The sequence below is a fragment of the Terriglobia bacterium genome (assembly GCA_020073085.1).
Lineage (GTDB): Bacteria > Acidobacteriota > Terriglobia > JAIQFV01 > JAIQFV01 > JAIQFV01.
The window spans coordinates 135,396-154,953 of the sequence record JAIQFV010000002.1 but is presented as its reverse complement, the minus strand read 5'-3'; the positions used below and the strand labels follow the sequence as shown (position 1 = coordinate 154,953).

16 protein-coding genes are annotated in these 19,558 nt (G+C 56.8%); 6 read left to right on the top strand and 10 right to left on the bottom strand.

The genetic code is table 11. The features are described from left to right. Positions 1–17: 17 nt before the first annotated feature. Positions 18–773 (bottom strand): HAD-IA family hydrolase, encoded by a 756-nt coding sequence (locus tag LAO21_03075; GenBank protein MBZ5551677.1) that lies wholly within the window; start codon positions 771–773, stop codon positions 18–20. A 120-nt stretch (positions 774–893) separates the two neighbouring features. On the opposite strand from LAO21_03075, the gene LAO21_03070 reads away from it, so the two are divergent. Beyond that, complete coding sequence (locus LAO21_03070) at positions 894–1,658, top strand: class I SAM-dependent methyltransferase (protein MBZ5551676.1); 765 nt, start codon at positions 894–896, stop codon at positions 1,656–1,658. 229 nt (positions 1,659–1,887) lie between these two features. On the opposite strand, the gene LAO21_03065 is transcribed toward LAO21_03070, so the two are convergent. The 5 genes from LAO21_03065 to LAO21_03045 form a co-directional block, all read right to left on the bottom strand. Then, entirely contained in the window at positions 1,888–2,973 is a 1,086-nt protein-coding gene (locus LAO21_03065) for an AI-2E family transporter (protein ID MBZ5551675.1), read from the bottom strand. A 30-nt stretch (positions 2,974–3,003) separates the two neighbouring features. After that, positions 3,004–3,645: a CDP-alcohol phosphatidyltransferase family protein gene (locus LAO21_03060; protein MBZ5551674.1), complete on the bottom strand. Its 642-nt coding sequence runs from the start codon at positions 3,643–3,645 to the stop codon at positions 3,004–3,006. Positions 3,646–3,939: 294 nt separating this feature from the next. Beyond that, the gene (locus tag LAO21_03055; protein MBZ5551673.1) at positions 3,940–5,736 is read right to left on the bottom strand and encodes a hypothetical protein; all 1,797 of its coding nucleotides are present in this window, start codon (positions 5,734–5,736) and stop codon (positions 3,940–3,942) included. Then, the gene (locus tag LAO21_03050; protein ID MBZ5551672.1) at positions 5,723–6,466 is read right to left on the bottom strand and encodes a hypothetical protein; all 744 of its coding nucleotides are present in this window, start codon (positions 6,464–6,466) and stop codon (positions 5,723–5,725) included. The genes LAO21_03055 and LAO21_03050 overlap by 14 nt, the downstream gene beginning before the upstream one ends. 5 nt (positions 6,467–6,471) lie before the next feature. Beyond that, positions 6,472–7,107 (bottom strand): RNA polymerase sigma factor, encoded by a 636-nt coding sequence (locus LAO21_03045; protein ID MBZ5551671.1) that lies wholly within the window; start codon positions 7,105–7,107, stop codon positions 6,472–6,474. Between the two features lie 254 nt (positions 7,108–7,361). On the opposite strand from LAO21_03045, the gene LAO21_03040 reads away from it, so the two are divergent. From LAO21_03040 to LAO21_03030, 3 genes are all read left to right on the top strand, one after another. Further along, positions 7,362–8,171, top strand: a complete 810-nt coding sequence (locus LAO21_03040) for a hypothetical protein (GenBank protein MBZ5551670.1) — start codon at positions 7,362–7,364, stop codon at positions 8,169–8,171. 266 nt (positions 8,172–8,437) lie between these two features. Next, positions 8,438–10,165, top strand: a complete 1,728-nt coding sequence (locus LAO21_03035; GenBank protein ID MBZ5551669.1) for a proline--tRNA ligase — start codon at positions 8,438–8,440, stop codon at positions 10,163–10,165. Positions 10,166–10,192: 27 nt separating this feature from the next. Next, positions 10,193–10,618, top strand: a complete 426-nt coding sequence (locus LAO21_03030; protein MBZ5551668.1) for a hypothetical protein — start codon at positions 10,193–10,195, stop codon at positions 10,616–10,618. Between the two features lie 44 nt (positions 10,619–10,662). On the opposite strand, the gene LAO21_03025 is transcribed toward LAO21_03030, so the two are convergent. The 3 genes from LAO21_03025 to LAO21_03015 form a co-directional block, all read right to left on the bottom strand. Then, entirely contained in the window at positions 10,663–11,373 is a 711-nt protein-coding gene (locus tag LAO21_03025) for a hypothetical protein (protein MBZ5551667.1), read from the bottom strand. 81 nt (positions 11,374–11,454) lie between these two features. After that, positions 11,455–11,976, bottom strand: a complete 522-nt coding sequence (gene ruvC, locus LAO21_03020) for a crossover junction endodeoxyribonuclease RuvC (protein ID MBZ5551666.1) — start codon at positions 11,974–11,976, stop codon at positions 11,455–11,457. 189 nt (positions 11,977–12,165) lie between these two features. Beyond that, positions 12,166–12,915 carry a YebC/PmpR family DNA-binding transcriptional regulator gene (locus tag LAO21_03015; protein ID MBZ5551665.1) on the bottom strand — a complete coding sequence of 250 codons (750 nt, stop codon included), beginning with the start codon at positions 12,913–12,915 and terminating at the stop codon, positions 12,166–12,168. 457 nt (positions 12,916–13,372) lie between these two features. Here LAO21_03015 and LAO21_03010 point away from each other — a divergent pair, with 457 nt between their 5' ends. Beyond that, a complete protein-coding gene (locus LAO21_03010; GenBank protein MBZ5551664.1) occupies positions 13,373–16,354 on the top strand; it encodes an ATP-dependent helicase in 2,982 nt (993 codons plus the stop codon). A gap of 524 nt (positions 16,355–16,878) precedes the next feature. Here LAO21_03010 and LAO21_03005 read toward each other — a convergent pair. Continuing rightward, on the bottom strand, positions 16,879–17,946 hold the full coding sequence (locus tag LAO21_03005; protein ID MBZ5551663.1) for a VWA domain-containing protein: 1,068 nt from the start codon (positions 17,944–17,946) through the stop codon (positions 16,879–16,881). 355 nt (positions 17,947–18,301) lie between these two features. Here LAO21_03005 and LAO21_03000 point away from each other — a divergent pair, with 355 nt between their 5' ends. Then, positions 18,302–19,285: a VWA domain-containing protein gene (locus LAO21_03000; protein MBZ5551662.1), complete on the top strand. Its 984-nt coding sequence runs from the start codon at positions 18,302–18,304 to the stop codon at positions 19,283–19,285. Positions 19,286–19,558 lie beyond the last annotated feature (273 nt).

The following is a 19,558-nucleotide window of genomic DNA, read 5'->3' as shown; positions in this document are numbered from 1 at the left end:
GAATGCCTTTTCTCGAATCAAAAGCCGAGATTCGTGGTTGGAGTATACGTGCCGGCACGGTGCTGATCTGCGGGCAGGGCCTGCCCGTTCAGCAAGGCGGCCAGTTCACGCAGGTCGTCAACGTAAAAATCGGGAGGCGTCTGCATCATTTTTTCCGAACCGAGGCCGTAAGTCACACCACATGTTGCAACCCCGGCATTTCGTCCCGTCATAACGTCCACATCCGAATCTCCCACCATCAGTGCGGCGCGCGGGGGCAGGGCGGTTTCATCCAGGATCGTGTGGACGCCCATCGGATCGGGTTTTTTCTGCTCAAAGCTGTTCCCTCCGTAAATAGACCGGAAAAAATCAGACACCCCCAGGCCTTCAAGAATCAGGCGTGAAAACCGGACGGGTTTATTGGTGAGCACCACGAAAGTGCGTCGTGCCCCGTCCGAGAAGAGGGATAAGGCTTTGAGTCCTTCCCGGACTCCGGGATAGAGCACCGTATGGTCGAGCATGTGATCCCGATAGAAATTGAGGAAGATCTGCAAACCGCGATCGACAACGGCATCGTCTGCAGAGTGATCCAGCAGCCGCTGGACCAGCAACCGCGCGCCATCCCCGACATAGGAAAAAATGGTTCCGGGATCCAAAGGAGGCAGTCCCACCGCCACCCGCATGTGGTTGGCGCTGTTCGCAAGGTCCTCCTTGGAATCAATCAGCGTGCCATCGAGATCAAAAATAAGAAGACCGATCCGGGGAAAGTCAATTGGAGTCCTGACAGAGATCATCACGTGATTTTAACTTGCCGAAGCACGGGCGTCAACGCGCGCCGTTGGAAGGTGCTGTTGGAACGTCTTGGCGACACATGCCTCCTTCTGTTTTTTTCGGCGATGAACTAGAATCCAAACATGTCATGGCTGGATTCACAACGGGTTCCCATGCCTGAGATCGGGATTGCGGCCGAGGAAGCCACGGATTCCACGGATCCGGGGGGAGAGGAATTGCTCGCCCAACGCGATACCCCGTGCGTTGACCATGCGATCCGATTGGGAATGCATCAGGGTGTGCTGCTCGATATCGGGACCGGAGAGGGGCACCTGGCCATCGAGCTGGCAAGCCGGTGTCCGGAAGTGACCATTCTCAGCATCGATCGTTCTGCAGAGAAGATTGCATCCGCGACCGAGGCGGCAGAGCGAGCAGGACTTCAGGGTCGTGTCTTCTTTCAGGCCACGGACCTGCGCCACACCAAATTCAAATCGGAATACTTTGATGGGGTCCTCTGTAATGAGGTCCTGCATCGGATGGAGGATCCTCTTGCCCTGCTCAACGAGGTGGCTCGTGTTGTGAAAAGCGATGGAGCCCTGCTGGTGCGCGATCTGCGCCGACCGTCCGTGCTGTCGGCTTGGTGGCATAGCCGTTGGTTTGGCAGGAAATATCCGGGAAAAATGCGGGAGACTTTCCACGCCAGCGTCCGTGCGGCCTATTCTTATTCCGAATGGCAGAAGCTTTTCCGGGAGTCTGATTTACGCGGCTCGGCACGGATCTTCGTGCGCGGCCTTTCTCACATGGGCATTGAGCGTCCGGCCCGCGAGGCGCTCTTCGCCGCTCTCGCTGCCCACAAAGCCAGACGTGAATACCTTTCGGAAACCGAAGCATGGAGGAAGGATTTGTAAGGGCAGTTCAAAGTCCCAAGTCCAAGGTCCAAAGTCCAAGGTCCCAAGTCCAAGGTCCCAAGTCCAAGGTCCCAAGTCCAAGGTCCAAAGTCCAAGGTCCAAAGTCCAAGGTTCAAAGTTCAAGGTTCAAAGTTAAGGATCTTCCTGTATCCTCCAGCTTCTTGCCTCTGGCTTCGTACTTCCAATTGTCTCCTCGGGCAACTGAGAACTGACAACTATTTTCCACCATTCACGTTCTATGATAGAAGTCAGAGGTCAGATATTCATGGTAAAAAGCGCGGAGGAACACGGCGAAGGTCGCCATGGCGGGCACGGCGACGGCAATCCCCAATAGGCCGAAGAGTTTTCCAAACGCGATGATGCCGACCAACATGACGAGGGGATGAAGTCCCACCTTGTTGCCAAGAATCTTCGGAGTCAGCACGGAGCCATCCAGGGCCTGCGCAAAACCGAACACCCCCAGGATCCCGGCGATCCGCAACCAGCTGAAACCATCAAAGGTAGAGAGAATAATGGCGAAGAAGAGCCCCACCACAGTGCCGAGATAAGGGACCAGGTTTGCCAGACCGGCCAGGACGCCAAGAAAGAGCCCCACCTGAATGTTGAGCAGGGTCAGGCCCACTGAGTAGATCGCGGCATAGATGACTGCAATCAGCAGTTGTCCGTGAACGAACCGCCTCAGTGCCTGGTCAATCTCATAGAACCGCTCCGTGAAAAAGAGCTTTCGACGATGCGGTATGGCCTGATAAATCTTGTGACCGATATTCGGGAAATCATAGAGCAGATAAAAGGTGAAGACAGGAACAAACAAGAGTTTCAAGGCATTCAGGAAGACCGAAAAGAGGTCGGTCGCGCCCGAGGAAAAAATCTTGACAGTCGGAGTCGAGAGCAGGGGGATCGAACTCTTGACGCTAGCCACCGACGGGCCGAAGAACTGCCGGAAGAAAAGAGGATAATTGGCCCGCAGCCGGTTGAGGAGAGGGTCGATCTGCGCCACCAGTTTGTTCAGGGCGACGGGGATCCGCTGAACCGTGAGAGTGAGTTGATCGGCAAAGAGCGGGACGAGGAAAATGGCGAACACGGCCACGAACCCGATGATGAACAAGCTCATTAAGATCAGGGCAAAGAGCCGCGAGGCCAGCACACCCTCCAGTTTTTCCACGACGGGGTTCAGGACATAGGCGAGGAGCAGAGAGATCACCAGCGGGGAAATGACCGGACGGACCAGCCAGATCGTCAGGCCGAAACCCAGGATCAGCAACAAAACGATGAGGACGCGCTGCGTGAGGGTGAGCGCTTCTGAGGGGGGCGTCAAGGGTGTCAAGTCTGGCTCATCCTTCCCGGGCTAGCTCACACGGCGATGCAACTCCACATCCTCAGGCTGCTGGGCGACCGCTGCAGCGCTCTCTTCTCTCAGGCGCTGGCGCATGAGGATGACGTAGTGAAAGCCGGAAAATGCCGTGGCCGCGACTGCCGCGTACACCGTGCCCCGGGCGATGAAAGAACGATAGCCCAGATAACTGAACCCGATCGTTGTCAGAACCGCGGCCAACTGCAGGAGCGTCGTGATTTTTCCATATACCGACGGGCGAAAATTGCGGAATCCGGTGGCGATGTAAATGATCAGGGCGCTGACAACGATGATGATGTCGCGGCTGATAAAGAGCGCCGTGGCCCAAAAAGGGATGTGATTCTTGATGGGGACGGATTGAATTGAGAGCGTGACAAAGGAGGCGGTCAGCAGCATCTTGTCCGCGATGGGATCGAGATAGGTGCCCAGCACCGTCCGCTGGTGCAGCCACCGCGCCAGCCAGCCGTCCAACATATCGGTCACTCCGGCAAGGAGAAAGACGAGCAGACCCCACCCGATCATCCCGTACATCACCAGCAGCACGAAGATCGGAACCATGGCCATCCGAGCCACGGTGAGTTGATTCGAGAGCGTGAAGAGCTGATCCGTCTCCGACGCGATCAGTCTTGCTTTCATGCGGTTTGTCATTTGAGATTGACCCGGATCGCTGCGTTCAGCGCCATCGGCAGGGGCCTCCTGGGGAACGCTCGCCGCCAATATACACAGGTGTAAAAATCAAAGTCAAATGATAACGGGTCGGGGGTCGAGGATGAAACCGAAGGGGGGATTCGGGCGCCACAACAGCGGAAGCACTTTGGCGGTCACAGGAGGGGTCTCAGGAGTGGAGGATCCTCAATCCAAGACTGACACATACGGTCCCGGGCCTGGCGCCCGAAAGACCGGAACGGCGCTCATTCAGCACAACCCACACTACTTTCCGGCAGACTTCAGAATTTGAATGTTTCCGTTGCTGTTGGTCAATTTCAGCTCACAGTCTCCATTGCCCAGCTTCCCGGACACGGAACTCTCGCCGAGGCTCCCGGTCACACTCAAGGGCAGCTCGCTTGAGACCTTTCCAAAAGAAGTGCGGGCTTCAACCTTGAAACTGGCAGTTCCGGGAAGCGTTATCCGGAGCGGAGAGAAGGTGGTGGAGAGCGAAATGTTGCTGCAATGTGGGGCCCCGGGCCCACCGGCCGTCACTTCGACGGAACCATTCTGATTGTCAACCTCAATGCTTCCCATGATCCCTTTGAGAATGATCGGAGAGAAGGATGACCGCACGCTGGCATTGCCTTTAATCGTTGCGGCCTCCACCCCGCCGTTGGAATTCTCGACGGTGATCGGCCCGTTGATGTCACTGGCTTTCACTAGTCCGAAGCTCGTTTTGACATACGCTTCACCTCCGACATCCGTCAGCAGGACACTGCCGTTGCCGCTCACAAGCCGGGTGCCCTTGTGGATGTGCGTCAACGTGACTTTTCCGAATGAGCCATGCACATCGGCCAGGCCGGTGATTTCGTTCAGGGTGATGGATCCGTTGTTGTTCCTGACGGTGGCATTGCCCCGAATCAAGGAGCCCCCGAGCGCACCGAAACTGGTTTTGATCTTTGCATCACCGCCGATGTCGCTGACCTCGACAGCGCCATTCGAATTCTCGACGTCAGCGCGCCCGCCGATATGCTGCAGCGAAACCAGGCCGAAGGTGTTCTGCACCGTGGCCGTTTCACCAATCCTCGTTGCGGTCACTTTGCTGTTTGTCGAATTCGAGATCAGCTTCTTGCGGACAGCGTCGGCCGTAATGGATCCAAAGGTTGTGCCGAGATCGGCTGCACCGGCTACCGTGCGGGCTTCCACTGCACCATTCTGGTTTCTCACAAACAGATCCCCGCCGGCCCGGGTCACGGTGACCCGCCCAAATGAATTGGAAATCCTCACGGCGGCGGCCGCATCAGTGAGATCAATGCTGCCATTGCTGTTGCTGATGGTTGACTGGCGTGTGATGCCGCTGACGGTCACCTTCCCGAAACGGTTGTGCAAGGTCAACACGCCATCCACCCGGGTCACCGTGACATAGCCGTTCGAATTGTTAATGGTCACCTCTCCGTTGTTCCCGGTCACCTCGACCCCTCCAAAGGAGTTTTCCAGGCGCTGGGTGCCTCGCCCATCACTGAACAGCAGTTTTCCGTTGGCATTGCTGATATCGGCATTGGCATTGAGGTTCGACACCGTGACGCTTCCAAAGCGATTCTTGATGGTCAGTGGCGCGGTATCCGGCATCAGGATATCGAAGTTCACGGAATAAGAGACGTTGTGTTGACCAAAGAGAAGGCCGCCTTGTTCGTTGGGATACCGGGTCATGATGGAAACACCGGAGGGCGCCTGTTCGACGTCAATCTGGATCTGATTCCCGAAGCGGGTGGCTTCTGACAGGTCGTTGGCCGAGACACGGATGCTGGCATAAATAACCACATCGCTCTGGTGATGGGTGCGGATCAGGACATCACCCAGCTTGTGATCCACCCGAAGGGTTTGTCCGGGGGGCAGCGGCACCGTCTTCTGGAAGTCCCTTGAAAATTCTTCCCGGGGCTCACGGCTGGCCGCCAGAGCGAGTGGCGCGAAGAGAAGAACTCCTAGAACGGCCAGGAAAAAAATCTTCCCTGCGGATACCAGGTGCGGAACGAGCGAGCTCAAACACGTCTTTGCATGTGCGACCTTATTGCTGTTCATGGGTTCCCCCGGTAAGCAAGTCCTGAAGTGTGCGATGTTTTTCCTGGTACATGGCGAGCAATTCCCTGCGCAAGTGACCGTTGTAAGGGTTCATCTCAATCTGACCGCGACATTCAGCGATGGCGCTGTCAATCAGAAGCAGCTTCTCCCGGTAGTTCATCATCAGCGGGGAGGTCGGGCTTTGCAGTTCGGGTTGGACTTGCTGCGCCAGCCTGTCGAGCGAGCGGACGTAAGCGGCCTCGGTGCTCTCAATCTCGATGAGTGCTTGTTCCGTCAACAACCGCTTCTGCGGGGTGGAACTCCCTTCCGATGGAGGCGTCTCCTCGGAAGAGGGCTGGGGCGCGACGTTCCCGGACCGTTGCAGCAAGGTTGGAGCGGGGGTCTGTGGATGTCGCCACAGCAGACCCACGCTGAAGCTGGAAATCAGCACCAGGGCTGCCACTGCAGCGGCGGCTTGCCAGTTTTCAGCGAGGCTTTGAAGAATCGCCTGGAAATGCCATTTTGACCCGCTTGGGGCGTTCTGTGATTCCGCGACCAGGCTGTCCTGAATCTTCAGCCACAAGTGGGGAGAATCCCAGCTCTTTCGAAGAGAAGCTGCCGCCGCTGAAATCTCATTCCATCGGTTCAGCTCTTCGCGGCAGGAAACACAGAGCCGGGCATGTTCGACCAACGCTTCCATCCGTTCAGGATCCTGCTGGCGCAGAACATATTCCAAATCGCTGCATTCCATCGGAATCATAGAGTGGACCTCAAGGGTCGCGGGGAATCCTTCAACATTCGCCGGAGCTCCCGCTTGGCGTCAAACAATGAATTCTTGGAGGTGCCCTCCGGGATTCCCATGATTTCAGCGATCTCCGAATGCTTGAACCCCTCCACTTCGAACAGCAGAAACACGGTGCGGTTTCGCGGGCTTAGATCATCCAGGCATTTTTCCAGCGCCAGCCGCATGGGATGATCGACGGTCTGCATCAGGGCTTCCCCCGGTTCCTGGGTATCAGGATCCAGTCTGCGCATTTCCTGTTTGAAATGGCTTGAGCGCCGCATGTCGTGGCAGGTGTTGACGAGGATGCGGTAAATCCAGGTGGTAAAGGCGGATTTTCCACGAAATTCCGCCACGCTGCGATAAATCTTCAAAAAGGCCTCCTGCACCGCATCCTCCGCATCCGAAGTATTTCCAAGCAGGTTTAGCGCAATGCTCTTCATGCGAGGTCCGTGAGACAAGTACAGGCGCTCGTAGGCTGGCAGGCTGCCGTCCTTGCAACCCTCCACGAGATCCGGCTCGGCATCGGCTCGAAGGGCCGAGTTGTAAGAACCTGGCAAGGCGCTCTCCTTTGTCGAGGGCTGAACTCTTAGCACATTTTCCAGGAGCAAGCCAGCCTCCTCACGGCCTTGCTGTTCGTTCGATCCGGCAAATCGGCTCGCCTTTGCCTTGCTTGCTTTCCATTGCTTAGACGGAGCAGGTAGTCAAGTCGTTGGAAAAATGTGAGAGTAAAATAACTTAAAGAATTAGGAAGGGTCGTATATAGTCGCTCGCACGGTGTTCTTTTTCAAGGATCGGCGGGAATATCCCCTGGGAATGGGGGATGTTCTGCTGATTTTATGACTCATATGCGCACCTCCGTTTTATGAATCGATCATCTGTCCCATACCTCCTGGCACTGCTAATCACCTTGGCATCCGCGTACTACCAGCGCGTGACCGGCCCGAGCTATCCCGCGCGAGGCAAGGTGACCTTCAAAAATCAGAGTTTTTCCTATCGTTTGCCGAGGAGTTATGGCGGACCCGGTGACTGCGAAATTCGCCTCAAACAATTGGATCCTTCCATCGAAGGGAGCCTTTCCTTCCGCCGGCTGGGGACGGGCGAGAAGTGGCAGACGGTTTCCATGGGGCGTGAAAAGGATGATCTCATCGGCACCCTTCCTCACCAGCCTCCGGCGGGATGGCTGGAGTACACCATTACCCTGTTGTCACCGACGGGGCAGGAGACGATCGGAAGCGACTCCCCCATCAAGATTCGTTTCCGTGGGAGCGTGCCACTCACGGTCTTGATCCCACATGTGACCTGTATGTTCCTGGCGATGTGGACGTCGACGGCGGCTGGATTGAAGGCCGTTTACAGGACGGCGGGGTACAAAATGATCGCCTGGCTCACGGTGGCATTCCTTGTTCTGGGGGGCATGATCCTCGGGCCTATCGTACAGCATTACGCCTTCGGGGAGTACTGGACGGGAGTTCCATTCGGATACGACCTGACCGATAACAAAACTTTGCTGGCCCTGGCAGGCTGGCTGCTGGCCCTGCTTGCGAATCGGAAGAAACAGCGGACGGGAGCGATCATAGCCGCCGCCATGCTCCTTCTGGTCGTCTACTCCATCCCCCACAGTGTTCTTGGCTCGCACTTGGATTATTCTTCGATGAAAGTGAAAACCGGTTAGAAGGGGCAATTGGACGACTGCCGGGGGAGGCGCGAAAGAAGAGACTCGTCTTGAGGCAGGCAAATCCCGACTGTCTTCTGTTCAGGCAGTTTGAGGATTTGTTGAGGTAACACGGCAGAGATGAATTTCCCGCCCGCAATTCGCCTTGACAAAGGGCGTCCTTTCACTGAACATTTGACGCCTGTTTTTGTGGAGACGTTTCGTGAGGAAGTTGAATCCGGATTCCACCGTTGCCCATCCTTCTTGCCTGAGAGGAGAAACCTGCCTTGCGCTGGAGTGAGACCTTTATACCGACACTGAGAGAGATGCCGGCTGAAGCAGAAAGCATCAGCCACCAACTCCTGCTGCGGGCGGGTTATATCCGTCAACTGGCTGCGGGCATTTATTCCTACCTCCCGCTGGCGCAACGGTCGGTCCTCAAAATCTCCCAAATCATCCGGGAAGAGATGAATCGCGTGGGCGGTCAGGAGTTTTTCCTGCCGGTCCTTCATCCCCGTGAACTATGGGAGGAATCCGGGCGCTGGGAGATCATGGGAGACAACATGTTCCGCCTGAAGGACCGCGCGGGGAGGGACCTGTGTCTCGGCATGACCCATGAGGAGGTCATCACCGATATTGCCCGTCATGAGCTCCGGAGCTACAAGCAACTGCCGCAGACCTGGTATCAAATTCAAACCAAGTTCCGCGATGAGGCGCGTCCGAAGGGCGGACTGTTGCGCGTGCGGCAATTCACCATGAAGGACGCCTACTCCTTCCACACCTCGTGGGAGTCTCTCGATGAGACCTACCAGCATCAATACCAGGCCTACAGCCGGATCTATGATCGCTGCGGCCTCCGCTACATTGCGGTGAAGGCCGACACGGGGGCGATGGGAGGCAAAGACTCCCACGAGTTCTCGGCGCTTATCGACGCCGGCGAAGATCTGATAGTCCATTGTGAGCACTGCGATTATGGGGCCAACCGTGAAATGGCGATCAGCAAGGCTCCTGTCGTTGAGGATCTGGCGGCGCCCGCCCACCCCGAGAAGTTTCCGACGCCGGGCATTCGAACGATCGCGGCTCTAGAGGCCTATCCCGGCGGGGCCGAGGCCCGGAGGCAGATTAAGACGCTGATTTACATGGTGGACGAACAACCCGTTCTGGTCTGCGTTCGCGGCGACCATTCCGTCAACGAAGCTGCCCTGGCGCGGTTGTTTGGACCGGAGGCGAGATTCTATCCGGCCCATCCCGGCCAAATTCTGGCGGCCATGGGCGCCAACGCCGGCTCGCTGGGTCCCGTGGGGGTAAGCCGGAATCGCATCATTGTCGATGAGGCCCTGCGCGGCCGGAAGAATATGACGACGGGCGCCAACGACGATGATTTTCACATTCGCGGGGTCGTCGTGGACCGGGACTTCAAGGGCGAATATCAGCAGGTGCGGTTGGTCGAGGAGGGCGATCTGTGCTTCAACTGCGGACATCCCATCAAGATGTGGAAGGGGCTCGAGGTCGGCCAGATCTTCAAGCTCGGAGTCCGGTACTCCCGGACCATGAAAGCCACCGTGTTGAACGAGAAAGGGGAGGCCGTCCCCATGATCATGGGCTGTTACGGCATTGGGGTCGAACGAATCCTCGCCGCGGCCATCGAACAGAATCATGATGAGAACGGGATGATCCTGCCCGCCTCTATCGCCCCGTTCTCCGTGATAGTGAATGTCGTCAACATGAGCGATCCGGAGTCCGTCCGGGCGGGGGAGCGGATTTCCGCCGCCTTGGAGGCAGCGGGAGTCGACGTCCTGTTTGATGACCGGGAGGAGCGGCCCGGGGTAAAATTCAAGGACAACGACTTGATCGGGATCCCCTTGCGGGTGACCCTGGGGCCCAAGAAACTCAAAGAGGGCAAAGCCGAGATCTATACCCGGGCAACGCGCGAATCGGTCGACGTGGCGTTGGATGCGGTTATAACAGCGGTACGGGCTTCGCTGGAGGCGAGTATGCCCCCCACGAAGGGATGACCCATGGGTCGAAGAAGGGCCGATGAGATGAAATCAGAAACCCGGACCGGCGATCTTCAATTTGAAGGGGAAACGGCATCGATGGGACGAAGGGGCAGCCAACGAGGCGGAACTGGGGCGTTCATTTTTTGGGTTGTCGTCCTAGGCGCAATCATTTATCTGGGAGTGAAATTTCTTCCGCCTTACATCTCCTCCAATGAATTTATCGACGCCATGGATTACGAAGCCAAGGAAGCTGGGGCCGGGAACCGGGATGAAGGAAAGATCCGGCGGGCACTCATGATTAAAGCCAAGGAACTGAAACTGCCGATGAAGGAAGCGAACATCCACTTTACGAGGACCGCGGCCCAGGTCACCATAGAGGTGCAGTATGCCGTGCTGGTGGACTTCCCCTTGGGGAAGTCCTATCTGTGGCGGTTCTCTCCACGCGTGACAAAACCCGTTCTTCAGTAGCGCCTTGGAACGGCATGGGAAAGCTCTCTTACGAGAGGGCAGGGTCATTTCCTCGCCGAGGGGGTGGCGGACTCGATCTGCAGGATCAATTGGTGGGCCTTGCGTTGTACGACATTGAAAAAGGCGCGGTTGTTTGCAATTTCGGTGAGGACAGGAATCAGCAGTTCGGCGTCAACCAACCAGTGGTTGTTCAATTCAGCCTGCAGGGCATTGAGCTCGTCGGGCAGCCCGAGCTTGTCGTATTTCTTGGCGTTTTCCAACGACGCGAGGCGAAGTTGCGTGGTCACCAGGCCACCAAAAAGGTCCGCAATCGTGGCCATGTTCTTGTCGAAGGTATAATTGAAGCGGACCTCCCGGGAGCGTCCATTCTGCTCCAACGCGATGGTCTTCATCCCCATGTCAGCCACCTTGGCAGGGCTCTCGTACTCACGAGTCGATGAAAGGAATTGGGCGGCCTCGAAGGAGGCGAGGAGCCGTCGCATCGTGTCCGGGCTCACTTGCAGATCCCGCGCCATTAACTCGCCGTCGCGGGGTTTGGCCTCAAACTTTCCCCGTCCCTGTTGATCAATCGATATCTTGAAGCGTTCATACTGCCCTTGCTGAAGCTCTTTGGAGAAAAGAATCGACGTGGGGGAGGTCTCCGGCCCGTCGGGAGAGGACTTTTCGGCGGCACGTCCCCTGAGGGCAGGCGCAAGGGCCAGAGCCAACAGGAGCCCCACCCATGGCAACCGGGGATATTTCCGGATCCTGGTCATGGTTCGTTTTAGAGTGGTCGTCAAAATGCGTCCGGAGCGTGCAGGTCCCTTCTCCATCAGGCTGGCTGGTGTCAATCCCTCTCAGCCATGCCGCTTGGTCTCGGCGGCGAGACTCTCCTCTATTCGGATTTGAGTGGCACGGTGATGGACGTGGCAAATGCTGAGGGCCAGCGCGTCGGCAGCATCATCCGGTTGAGGGATTTCGCGGAGCCGCAGCAGGACCTTCACCATTTCTTGAACTTGCCTTTTCTCCGCACGCCCATACCCCACGACGCTGGACTTGACTTCCAACGCGGAGTATTCGCTGATGGGAATGCCGGCCTCAGTGGCGGCGAGAAGCGCAACGCCGCGCACGTGCCCCAGCTTCAAGGCACTCTTCACATTGGAGGCATAGAACACCTCTTCGACCGCAACTTCATCGGGAGAAAATTGATGGATGAGCGAGGCGAGCCCCGCATGGATTTTCTGAAGGCGTCTGGGAAAAGACTGTTTGGAAGAGGTCTCGACTGCACCAAAGGTAACAACCTGGTGGAGGTCCCCGTCAGAATCAATAACGCCGAAACCGGTTCGTTCGCTGCCGCAATCGATGCCGAGAATTCGCATGTGATCAGGCTGATCGTCCCGCCGGATTTTTGTGCAGATCCATCCGATCCTTGCTGGAGGCCCCGGAATTCTGCGGGGGCATTCCCGGGAGTTGCCACCCGGCACTTGCCCAGGGGAAAGGTCCTCAAGATCCAGGTTCCCCAGCGCGACCCTTCCGGATACACCGCCCGATGGGCTCAGTTCCGGAGACTATCCGGCCACCGCCTCCAGGTCTTTTTCTTCAATGTCAAAATTCGCGTAGACCTTCTGGACGTCTTCATGGTCTTCCAGCTCTTCCATGAGCCGCAGCATCTGGGCCGCGTGTTTGCTGTCGAGCTTGATGTAGTTCTGTGGGACCTTTGACACTTCGGCCGTCGCCGGCTCGATGCCCGCGGATTTGATGGCCTTCAACACCGCGTCAAAACTCTCGGGGGCGGTCAGGACTTCCAGGTTGTCACCGTCATCCCGGATATCTTCGATCCCCGCGTCCAGCCCCACCTCCATCAGGCGGTCTTCGCTGGCCTTCGCCTTCTCCACAATCAAATAGCCTTTCTTGTGGAACATCCACGCCACCGAATTAGCTTCACCGAGATTTCCCCCGTGTTTGCTGAAGAGGTGTCTCATCTCCGACACGGTCCGGTTCTTATTGTCACTCATGGCGTCTACGATGATGGCAACCCCACCCGGGCCGTATCCTTCGTAAGTGATTTCTTCATACTGGGCGCCGGGCAGCTCGCCGGTGCCCTTCTGGATGGCCCGCTTGATGTTGTCGGCGGGCATGTTTTCGGCCTTTCCCGCGAGAATGGCCGTGCGCAACCGCGGGTTCCCATCCGGGTCGCCTCCCCCAACACGGGCAGCGACAGTGATTTCCTTGATGAGCTTTGTAAAGATGCGTCCGCGCTTGGCATCTGCGGCGCCCTTCTTATGCTTGATCGAATGCCACTTTGAATGCCCTGACATGACAGAAACTCCTTAATTCTGCTCTCGGTTGTTTCGCGAATTGATCGTGCTGATGATGAAAGCGAGATCGACTGTTCCTTGCCTCAGACTCGCTGATCCGGTGTCAACGTCGCAGAGTTGATCCGCCAATTCCGATCCGGAGAGTCCGTGCGGATCCATCGGGATGCGGGAAATGAGAACAAAAACAACGCTCAAATTACACGAAATTCTATCATGTTCCCTGAAACATTGTAAAGAAACGGAGAGACAGCGCGGCCTGCGCCGAATGAAGGGGCAACCGTAAGCCCTTGCGTGAGGGAAGATTCCCGGTGGAGGGGTCGGCGCGTCGAGTTCAGAAGGGATATTTGAATTGTGCGTCGGGGCGCAACCGATTATATTTTACCTTCGATTCCTTTGAGAACGAAGCAGGAGGACCGGGTCCTCCGGTACGCCCGCAAGAGAAGGGCACAAGGAGAACATGTCATCTCCAGAGATTCGACTCAATTCCGAGCAAGAAGCGGCGGTCACCCACCCGGGCGGCCCGTTACTGATCATCGCGGGCGCCGGCACTGGAAAGACGCGGGTGATCACCGAACGGATCGCGTTTTTGCTCCATGCCGTGGCAGGGCTGCATCCTGAGAACGTGTTGGCGCTCACCTTTACTGAACGGGCAACCGAGGTCATGGCCAGCCGGATCCGGCAACGCCTGGGGAACGGGTCAAGCGGGGAAGTCGAGGTGCTTACCTTTCACGCCTTTGCGTTGAAGTTGATTGAAGAGCAGTCGGTGCGACTCCGGCAAAGCCAAAGAGCTCAACTGCTCGACAATATTGATTTCTGGATTCTGTTGCGGCGTCACCTGGAAAGCCTTCAGCTTGAAGTGTTCTGGAAGAACGCCGAGCCGGGAAAGTTTCTGAACAATCTCATTGAGTTCATGTCCAGGGCCCACGATGAACTAGTGAGCGTCGCGGACTACGAGGCTTATGTGGAGCGCCTCGAGGCCCAACTCCATGGCGAGGTAGAGGCTGGCCGGGTGTCATCTGCTGAAGCGGACGCCCAGTTGAAACGGGAGCGAGAAATCGCGCGGGTATACCAGGTCGCTTCCCAACTGCTTGCGGATGCCGGGGCGCAAACGTTCGGAGATGTCATCGCGTCGGCAGTACGGATGTTGCAGGAGTTTCCGGAGATCCGACAGGTCTACGAGGATCGATACCGCGCCATCCTGGTGGATGAATTTCAGGATACGAACGTCGCCCAGATTGAGCTGCTCCACCTGCTCGCACGATCGCATCAGAACATCACCGTGGTGGGCGACGACGATCAAGGGATTTATCGATTCCGGGGCGCCTCTTCGGAAAGCTTCACTCTGTTTGCCCGAAAATTTCCGGGATTCCGCCAGTTGAAGCTGACTCGGAATTACCGCTCGACGCGGCGAATTCTACGCCGGGCCAACCAACTGATCGCGGTCAATCCCGATCGCTTCGACCCGGAGAAGAATCTGTGGACGGAAAAAGAGGAAGGAGAACCGGTGTCGCTGCTCATTGCGCCGGAGCCGGACGATGAGGCGCTCACGGTAGCAGCTGAAATCGAGCGGTTGCACGGCGCGGGAAGGGCATTTCACGACATGGCCGTGCTCTATCGTGCGCATGCCCATCGGGAACTGCTGGTCAAGGCATTGCGGCGTCGCGGCCTCCCCTTCCGGGTGGTCGGTTTATCGGTGCTTCTGCATCCCGCAGTTCGCGATCTCCTGGCGACGATGCGTTTCCTTGCAAAACCGGGCGACAACATCTGCTGCGGCCGCACGCTCGCATTGCCAAGGTGGAATTTAACGGAAGAGGAGTTCATGCTGGTGGCGGACCGGACGACCCGCTCTAACGGGCGTGAGGGGGCCGGACATCCGACCCTGTATGAAGCGATCCAAGCGAGCGTGCACGATGAAGCGTCAGGCGGATTGAGGGCAAAACTCGACCCCTTTGTCGCGTGGGTGGAATCCATGCGGAAATCCCTGTTGAGGCGAACGGCACTGTCCGCCGTGAGAGTCTGTGCCGCGGAACTTCAGGGAGGCGATGCGCCCCGGCAATCCGATCTGGGTGATGTGAAGTCCTTTCGCGAGGAAGAAGTGGAAAAGCCGGTGCGGCGCGTCCTGAAGTTTGTGGAAGAATGGCAGAAGAAATATCCCGGCGATCGACTCAAGGAATTCCTGGAGTACTTCGACTATTACCTCGAAGCCGGCGGCGGCATTTCGGAGGAAACAGACAAGTCCCTGGAGACCGACGCCGTCCGCCTGATGACCGTTCATGCTGCCAAGGGAATGGAATTTCCTGTCGTGTTCGTGCTTCGCCTGACTCAGAATTACTTTCCGGCAAGGCAGCGGTCCACGTTGCTGCCTTTCCCCGAGGTTCTGAGAAAGGAAGGCCTGCTCCCAGCCGGGGCCCATATCCACGAGGAGCGTCGGCTGGGCTATGTTGCCATGACACGCGCGCAGGAGAACCTGATCTTAACGGCGGTCACCAAGCCCCGGTGGAAGCTCTCTGAGTTCGTGAGCGACATTCAGCGCGATGGCGTGGGAGCCGGCGCCGATTTGAAAGTCCGCTCGGTGAATCCTTCAGGGGAAGATCTGGCCAATGAACTCTCACTGGACCCGCTGGCCGAGGAAGCGTCGGTGGCGAATTCCCGGCTTCCGTTCTGGGCCCTCCGCAATGCGCCTGCTCCTGCTGTCGCGCCCGGCGTCTCTGGAGATGAATTGAAGCTGAGCGCCTCTTCGATGGAAACCTATAAGACGTGTCCGATGCAATACAAGTTCGGGCACGTCTACAAGCTCTCCGGGGGACCCAGCGCCGCGTTGACCGTGGGTTCCATCCTGCATGAGTGTGTGCGGAAATTCTTCGATTGGAAACAGGAAGAGGGGGAGTTCCCGGTGGAGAGGCTGGAGGAGTATCTCGACGACCGCTGGCGACACGTGGGTTTTGAAGATGAGTACCAGGAGGGCCGGTATCGATCGAGCGCACTGGAACAGCTACGCCGGTTTTACGAAAAGAACATTCACCTGAACGTCTCCGTGTGGGGACAGGAGAAGCAATTCCAGTTTCCGATGGACGACGTCATCCTCATGGGCCGGATCGACCAGATGAACCAAGACGCCGTAGGACGGCTGGAGCTCGTCGATTACAAAACAGGCCGGCCAAAAGACCAGAAGGAAGCGGATCGAAGTCTGCAGCTTTCCGTGTACGCGCTGGCATGCCGCGAATCCTTTCACCTGTGGCCGGCAAGCCTGTCGTTCTACAATCTCGAGAACGGAGAGATGGTCACCACCGAGCGCACCGCCGCGCAGTTGGAGTTGGATCGAGACGCGATCCTCGAAATCGCCCGCGAAATCCGGCGCCGTTCATTTCCGCCTCGTCGGAATTTTTTCTGTCCTCAATGTGATTTCCTGCCGGTCTGTCCTGCTTTTGAAGGAGGGTAATTCACCCCTCATTAAACGAGAGGGAAGCCGGAGGAGGCCCGGCCGCCGTGCCACAGAGCGATCGCGTGCCGTTTCTAAAAACAAAAATGGGGAATATCATTCGATATTCCCCACATTCAAATCAATAACTCTTCCGAGAAGAAGCTTATCTCTTCTTCTTTTTTGCTGCCTTTTTCTTCGGTGCTTTCTTGGTTGCGCTTTTCTTCATGCGATTCCCTCCAATTCTAGGATTCGTCCTGCTTGCCGCTTACTAGATCTTGCGGCAAATACAGGAATTGCTTCATTGTATAGTGTCTAGGCAATTCAATGTCAAGAAAAAAATAGAGTGTCGCGAAAAAAATCGGACGCAGCGGAACTCAAATAAATTTTTTTTATCGCGATTTCAATTGAGAAGTGCATGCTCGAACTGCTCTGGGAAGGGCGAGCGTCGTTGCCGGTTCATGCCTCGCGTGCAACAGAATCACAAGTCTTCACGACGTTGTATGGGGCGATTAAAAAATGCATGAGTGACGTCGGAGGGAATCTTATTTGGCCTCCGGGGTCAGGGGCACGACGGACACCGCGTAGTAACCCTGCCTCGCGATGACGCGGACGCCGGGGCGATCCACTTTGACCTCAATTGATTTAAAGACGGAATCATCGGTGTGCCGCTTGGGTGAGTAAGTCAGCTCGTACTGGTTGCGGACCTCCTCAGTAAGGGCGGGATAAATGTTTTCGAGGGTCTCGCGTTTGAAAGAATAGAACATGCTTCCCCCGGTATCGGCGGTAAACCTCGGCAACACATTGGTCACTTCGGCATGACGCAGAAGGGGAAACTCGTCGTTGCTGATCCCGTAGACGGCGATCTCGCGATCCAGCAGGAGATGAAGTGTATCCTGATAACTTGACTCATTCTTTCCCGTGTCGTTGCCGTCTGAAATCACGAGAATGATTTTTCTCCGGTCTTTGGGCTGATCCTTCAGCGCCATCGCCGCAGCGAAGATGGCGTCCGTGATTCGTTTCAGGGCGGGTTTCAGGGAGCCATAGTTGGGCGGGGGACCCACATCCATAGGGCGTCCATTAATGGAGGGCGGCCCGCCGCTGAAAATGGGACCGCCTGGAACCGAGGGGTTGGAGCCGCTCACGTCCACGATCCTCTTCAATTTGGTGTACGCGATGTCTCGGTTGTTTCCGAATCCCACCAGCTTGTCCACCCGGTCTTCGAAGGTGTACACGGCGAGAGCATCAAACTCGCTAAACGATTCGGTGAGCGAACGCAGGGTCTCCCCGAGGAGTCGTTCGGCGCGTCCGGTCATGGCGGTGTCCACCAGGATGACCGCGCTGAGGGCCCGGGGATCGGTGGTGAAATCCGAGATCTCCTGCGGCACGCCGTCCTCCAGGACCTCAAAATCTGTTTTTTTCAGGTCGTTGATCAAATGACCCTTGCTGTCCTTGACCGTGACTGGGACGACCACTTTCTCCACGTTGACCACGATCGAGGGAATCTTCAATTGCTCCGGTTTCGTTTCAGGGGCCGGAGGCGCCTTGCTCTGGGCAAATGTCAGCATCCCACTCAACAGGACGGCGGCCAGGATTCCGATTAGTCTTCTCATAAAAATATGATTGGTTTGGGGTTTTAAACTCCTGTGAGAACGCATCACCATATCGACCTCACCGTTCTCGGAGCCCTTCCACTGGAGCCCTGGTCTTCGCGGCAACGACGGGCTTTGAGCGAGGGGCCAGTGGCATTTCCAATGGCGTGGGTGGCGTTGGCCTTGGCTCTTAGTATAACTTTTATGGTGTGGAATGGCAAATGGTCGTGCTAGCATAAGATTATAAGCAAACCAATTGCGCGCCACCTCCATCTAATGGCTCGCAGAACAAAAAAGGTTCCGCGGAAGAAGGGATCTGCCTTTGAATACTCGCCCCACCCCAGGCACGTTAGGCCGTGTGACCGCATCCGGGGCCATGGCCGTTGCCCTTCTCACTTTGGGATCCCTGGCCGCGGTCGCGCACCTCTCCACCGCTCAGGAGAAATCCACACCTAATCAGATGCAGGGGCCCGTCATTAAGGTTCCTGTGGACGTGGTGAATGTGTTTTTTGTTGCCAAGGACAAACATGGGGGACTCATCAGCGATCTGAACCGCAATGAAATCAAGGTCGAGGAGGACGGCAAGGCGCAGGAGATTACCTTCTTCGACAAGGAGACCACTGTCCCTTTGACCATAGCCATGATGATCGACACCAGCGGCAGCATCGACGCCCAGAATATCCTTTCATTCGAGCAGGAGGGCGCCATCGAGTTCCTTCATGCCGTGATGCGCAAAGGGGACTTAAGCCTGGTCATCAATTTTGATTTGAGCGTCGACCTGGATGAGGATCTGACGGACAATCTGCCCGTCCTGGAAAAGGCGATCAAGAGCACGCGCATACGATCGGGCGGTTATCCCGGCCCGTTCCATACGAATGTCGGAGGGACCCACCTCTACGACGCGATCGTGCTGGCGGGCGATGATAAGCTTCGCAGCGAGGCCGGCCGGAAGGTGATGGTGCTGGTGACCGATGGGGAGGATGAGGGAAGCAGGTATAAATTGAACGACGCGCTGGCTGCCGCCCAAAAGGCGAACACCATTATTTATCCCATCTACTTTCAGCCGGCGCGTTCTGTGCGGTTCAGCATCGGCTATGGCCAGCCACAATTCAGCGGCAACGTGGGGGTGCTGAACAAACTGGCGGAAGATACCGGAGGAAAGGCCTATTACCCGCGCAGCATGGAAGATTTGAGAAAGACGTTTGAGCAGATCAAGACCGAGCTTCACCAGCAATATCGGCTGGGTTACGCGCCGGCCAACACCTCACGGGACGGTTCGTTTCGAAAAATCAATGTCCGGTGCGAACGCCGTGATGTGAAGATCGTCGCCCGCAAGGGCTATTACGCCTCGCGCGATTAGCCCCTCACTCGAAGACCCCCCCTCTCGTTGCCAGCCACGCTCGGAGCGAGCAATCCCTGCGGGTTGCCTGCGCCTTCAATGAGGTTCTTGGGACAATCCCTTTGCCTAAGAACTCTTGCCTGGAATTTGTACTTTGAAAGTTCCGCCCCGGTTTATTCCGTTTCGATCGGCGTCCATCTGTGTCCAATTGATGATATGCGGCACCACTGAAAATAGACTGATGAGGAATTTAGCAGCCGGGCTCTCTTAATGTCTTGTCAGGCCTCCACGTCC

Excerpts from the sequence above, each read along its gene's own strand:
- LAO21_03075 (MBZ5551677.1), bottom strand. The coding sequence starts at position 773 with ATGATCTCTGTCAGGACTCCAATTGACTTTCCCCGGATCGGTCTTCTT.
- LAO21_03070 (MBZ5551676.1), top strand. The coding sequence starts at position 894 with ATGTCATGGCTGGATTCACAACGGGTTCCCATGCCTGAGATCGGGATT.
- LAO21_03060 (MBZ5551674.1), bottom strand. The coding sequence starts at position 3,645 with ATGAAAGCAAGACTGATCGCGTCGGAGACGGATCAGCTCTTCACGCTC.
- LAO21_03055 (MBZ5551673.1), bottom strand. The coding sequence starts at position 5,736 with ATGAACAGCAATAAGGTCGCACATGCAAAGACGTGTTTGAGCTCGCTC.
- LAO21_03050 (MBZ5551672.1), bottom strand. The coding sequence starts at position 6,466 with ATGGAATGCAGCGATTTGGAATATGTTCTGCGCCAGCAGGATCCTGAA.
- LAO21_03040 (MBZ5551670.1), top strand. The coding sequence starts at position 7,362 with ATGAATCGATCATCTGTCCCATACCTCCTGGCACTGCTAATCACCTTG.
- LAO21_03030 (MBZ5551668.1), top strand. The coding sequence starts at position 10,193 with ATGAAATCAGAAACCCGGACCGGCGATCTTCAATTTGAAGGGGAAACG.
- LAO21_03025 (MBZ5551667.1), bottom strand. The coding sequence starts at position 11,373 with ATGACCAGGATCCGGAAATATCCCCGGTTGCCATGGGTGGGGCTCCTG.
- ruvC (MBZ5551666.1), bottom strand. The coding sequence starts at position 11,976 with ATGCGAATTCTCGGCATCGATTGCGGCAGCGAACGAACCGGTTTCGGC.
- LAO21_03015 (MBZ5551665.1), bottom strand. The coding sequence starts at position 12,915 with ATGTCAGGGCATTCAAAGTGGCATTCGATCAAGCATAAGAAGGGCGCC.
- LAO21_03010 (MBZ5551664.1), top strand. The coding sequence starts at position 13,373 with ATGTCATCTCCAGAGATTCGACTCAATTCCGAGCAAGAAGCGGCGGTC.
- LAO21_03005 (MBZ5551663.1), bottom strand. The coding sequence starts at position 17,946 with ATGAGAAGACTAATCGGAATCCTGGCCGCCGTCCTGTTGAGTGGGATG.
- LAO21_03000 (MBZ5551662.1), top strand. The coding sequence starts at position 18,302 with ATGGCCGTTGCCCTTCTCACTTTGGGATCCCTGGCCGCGGTCGCGCAC.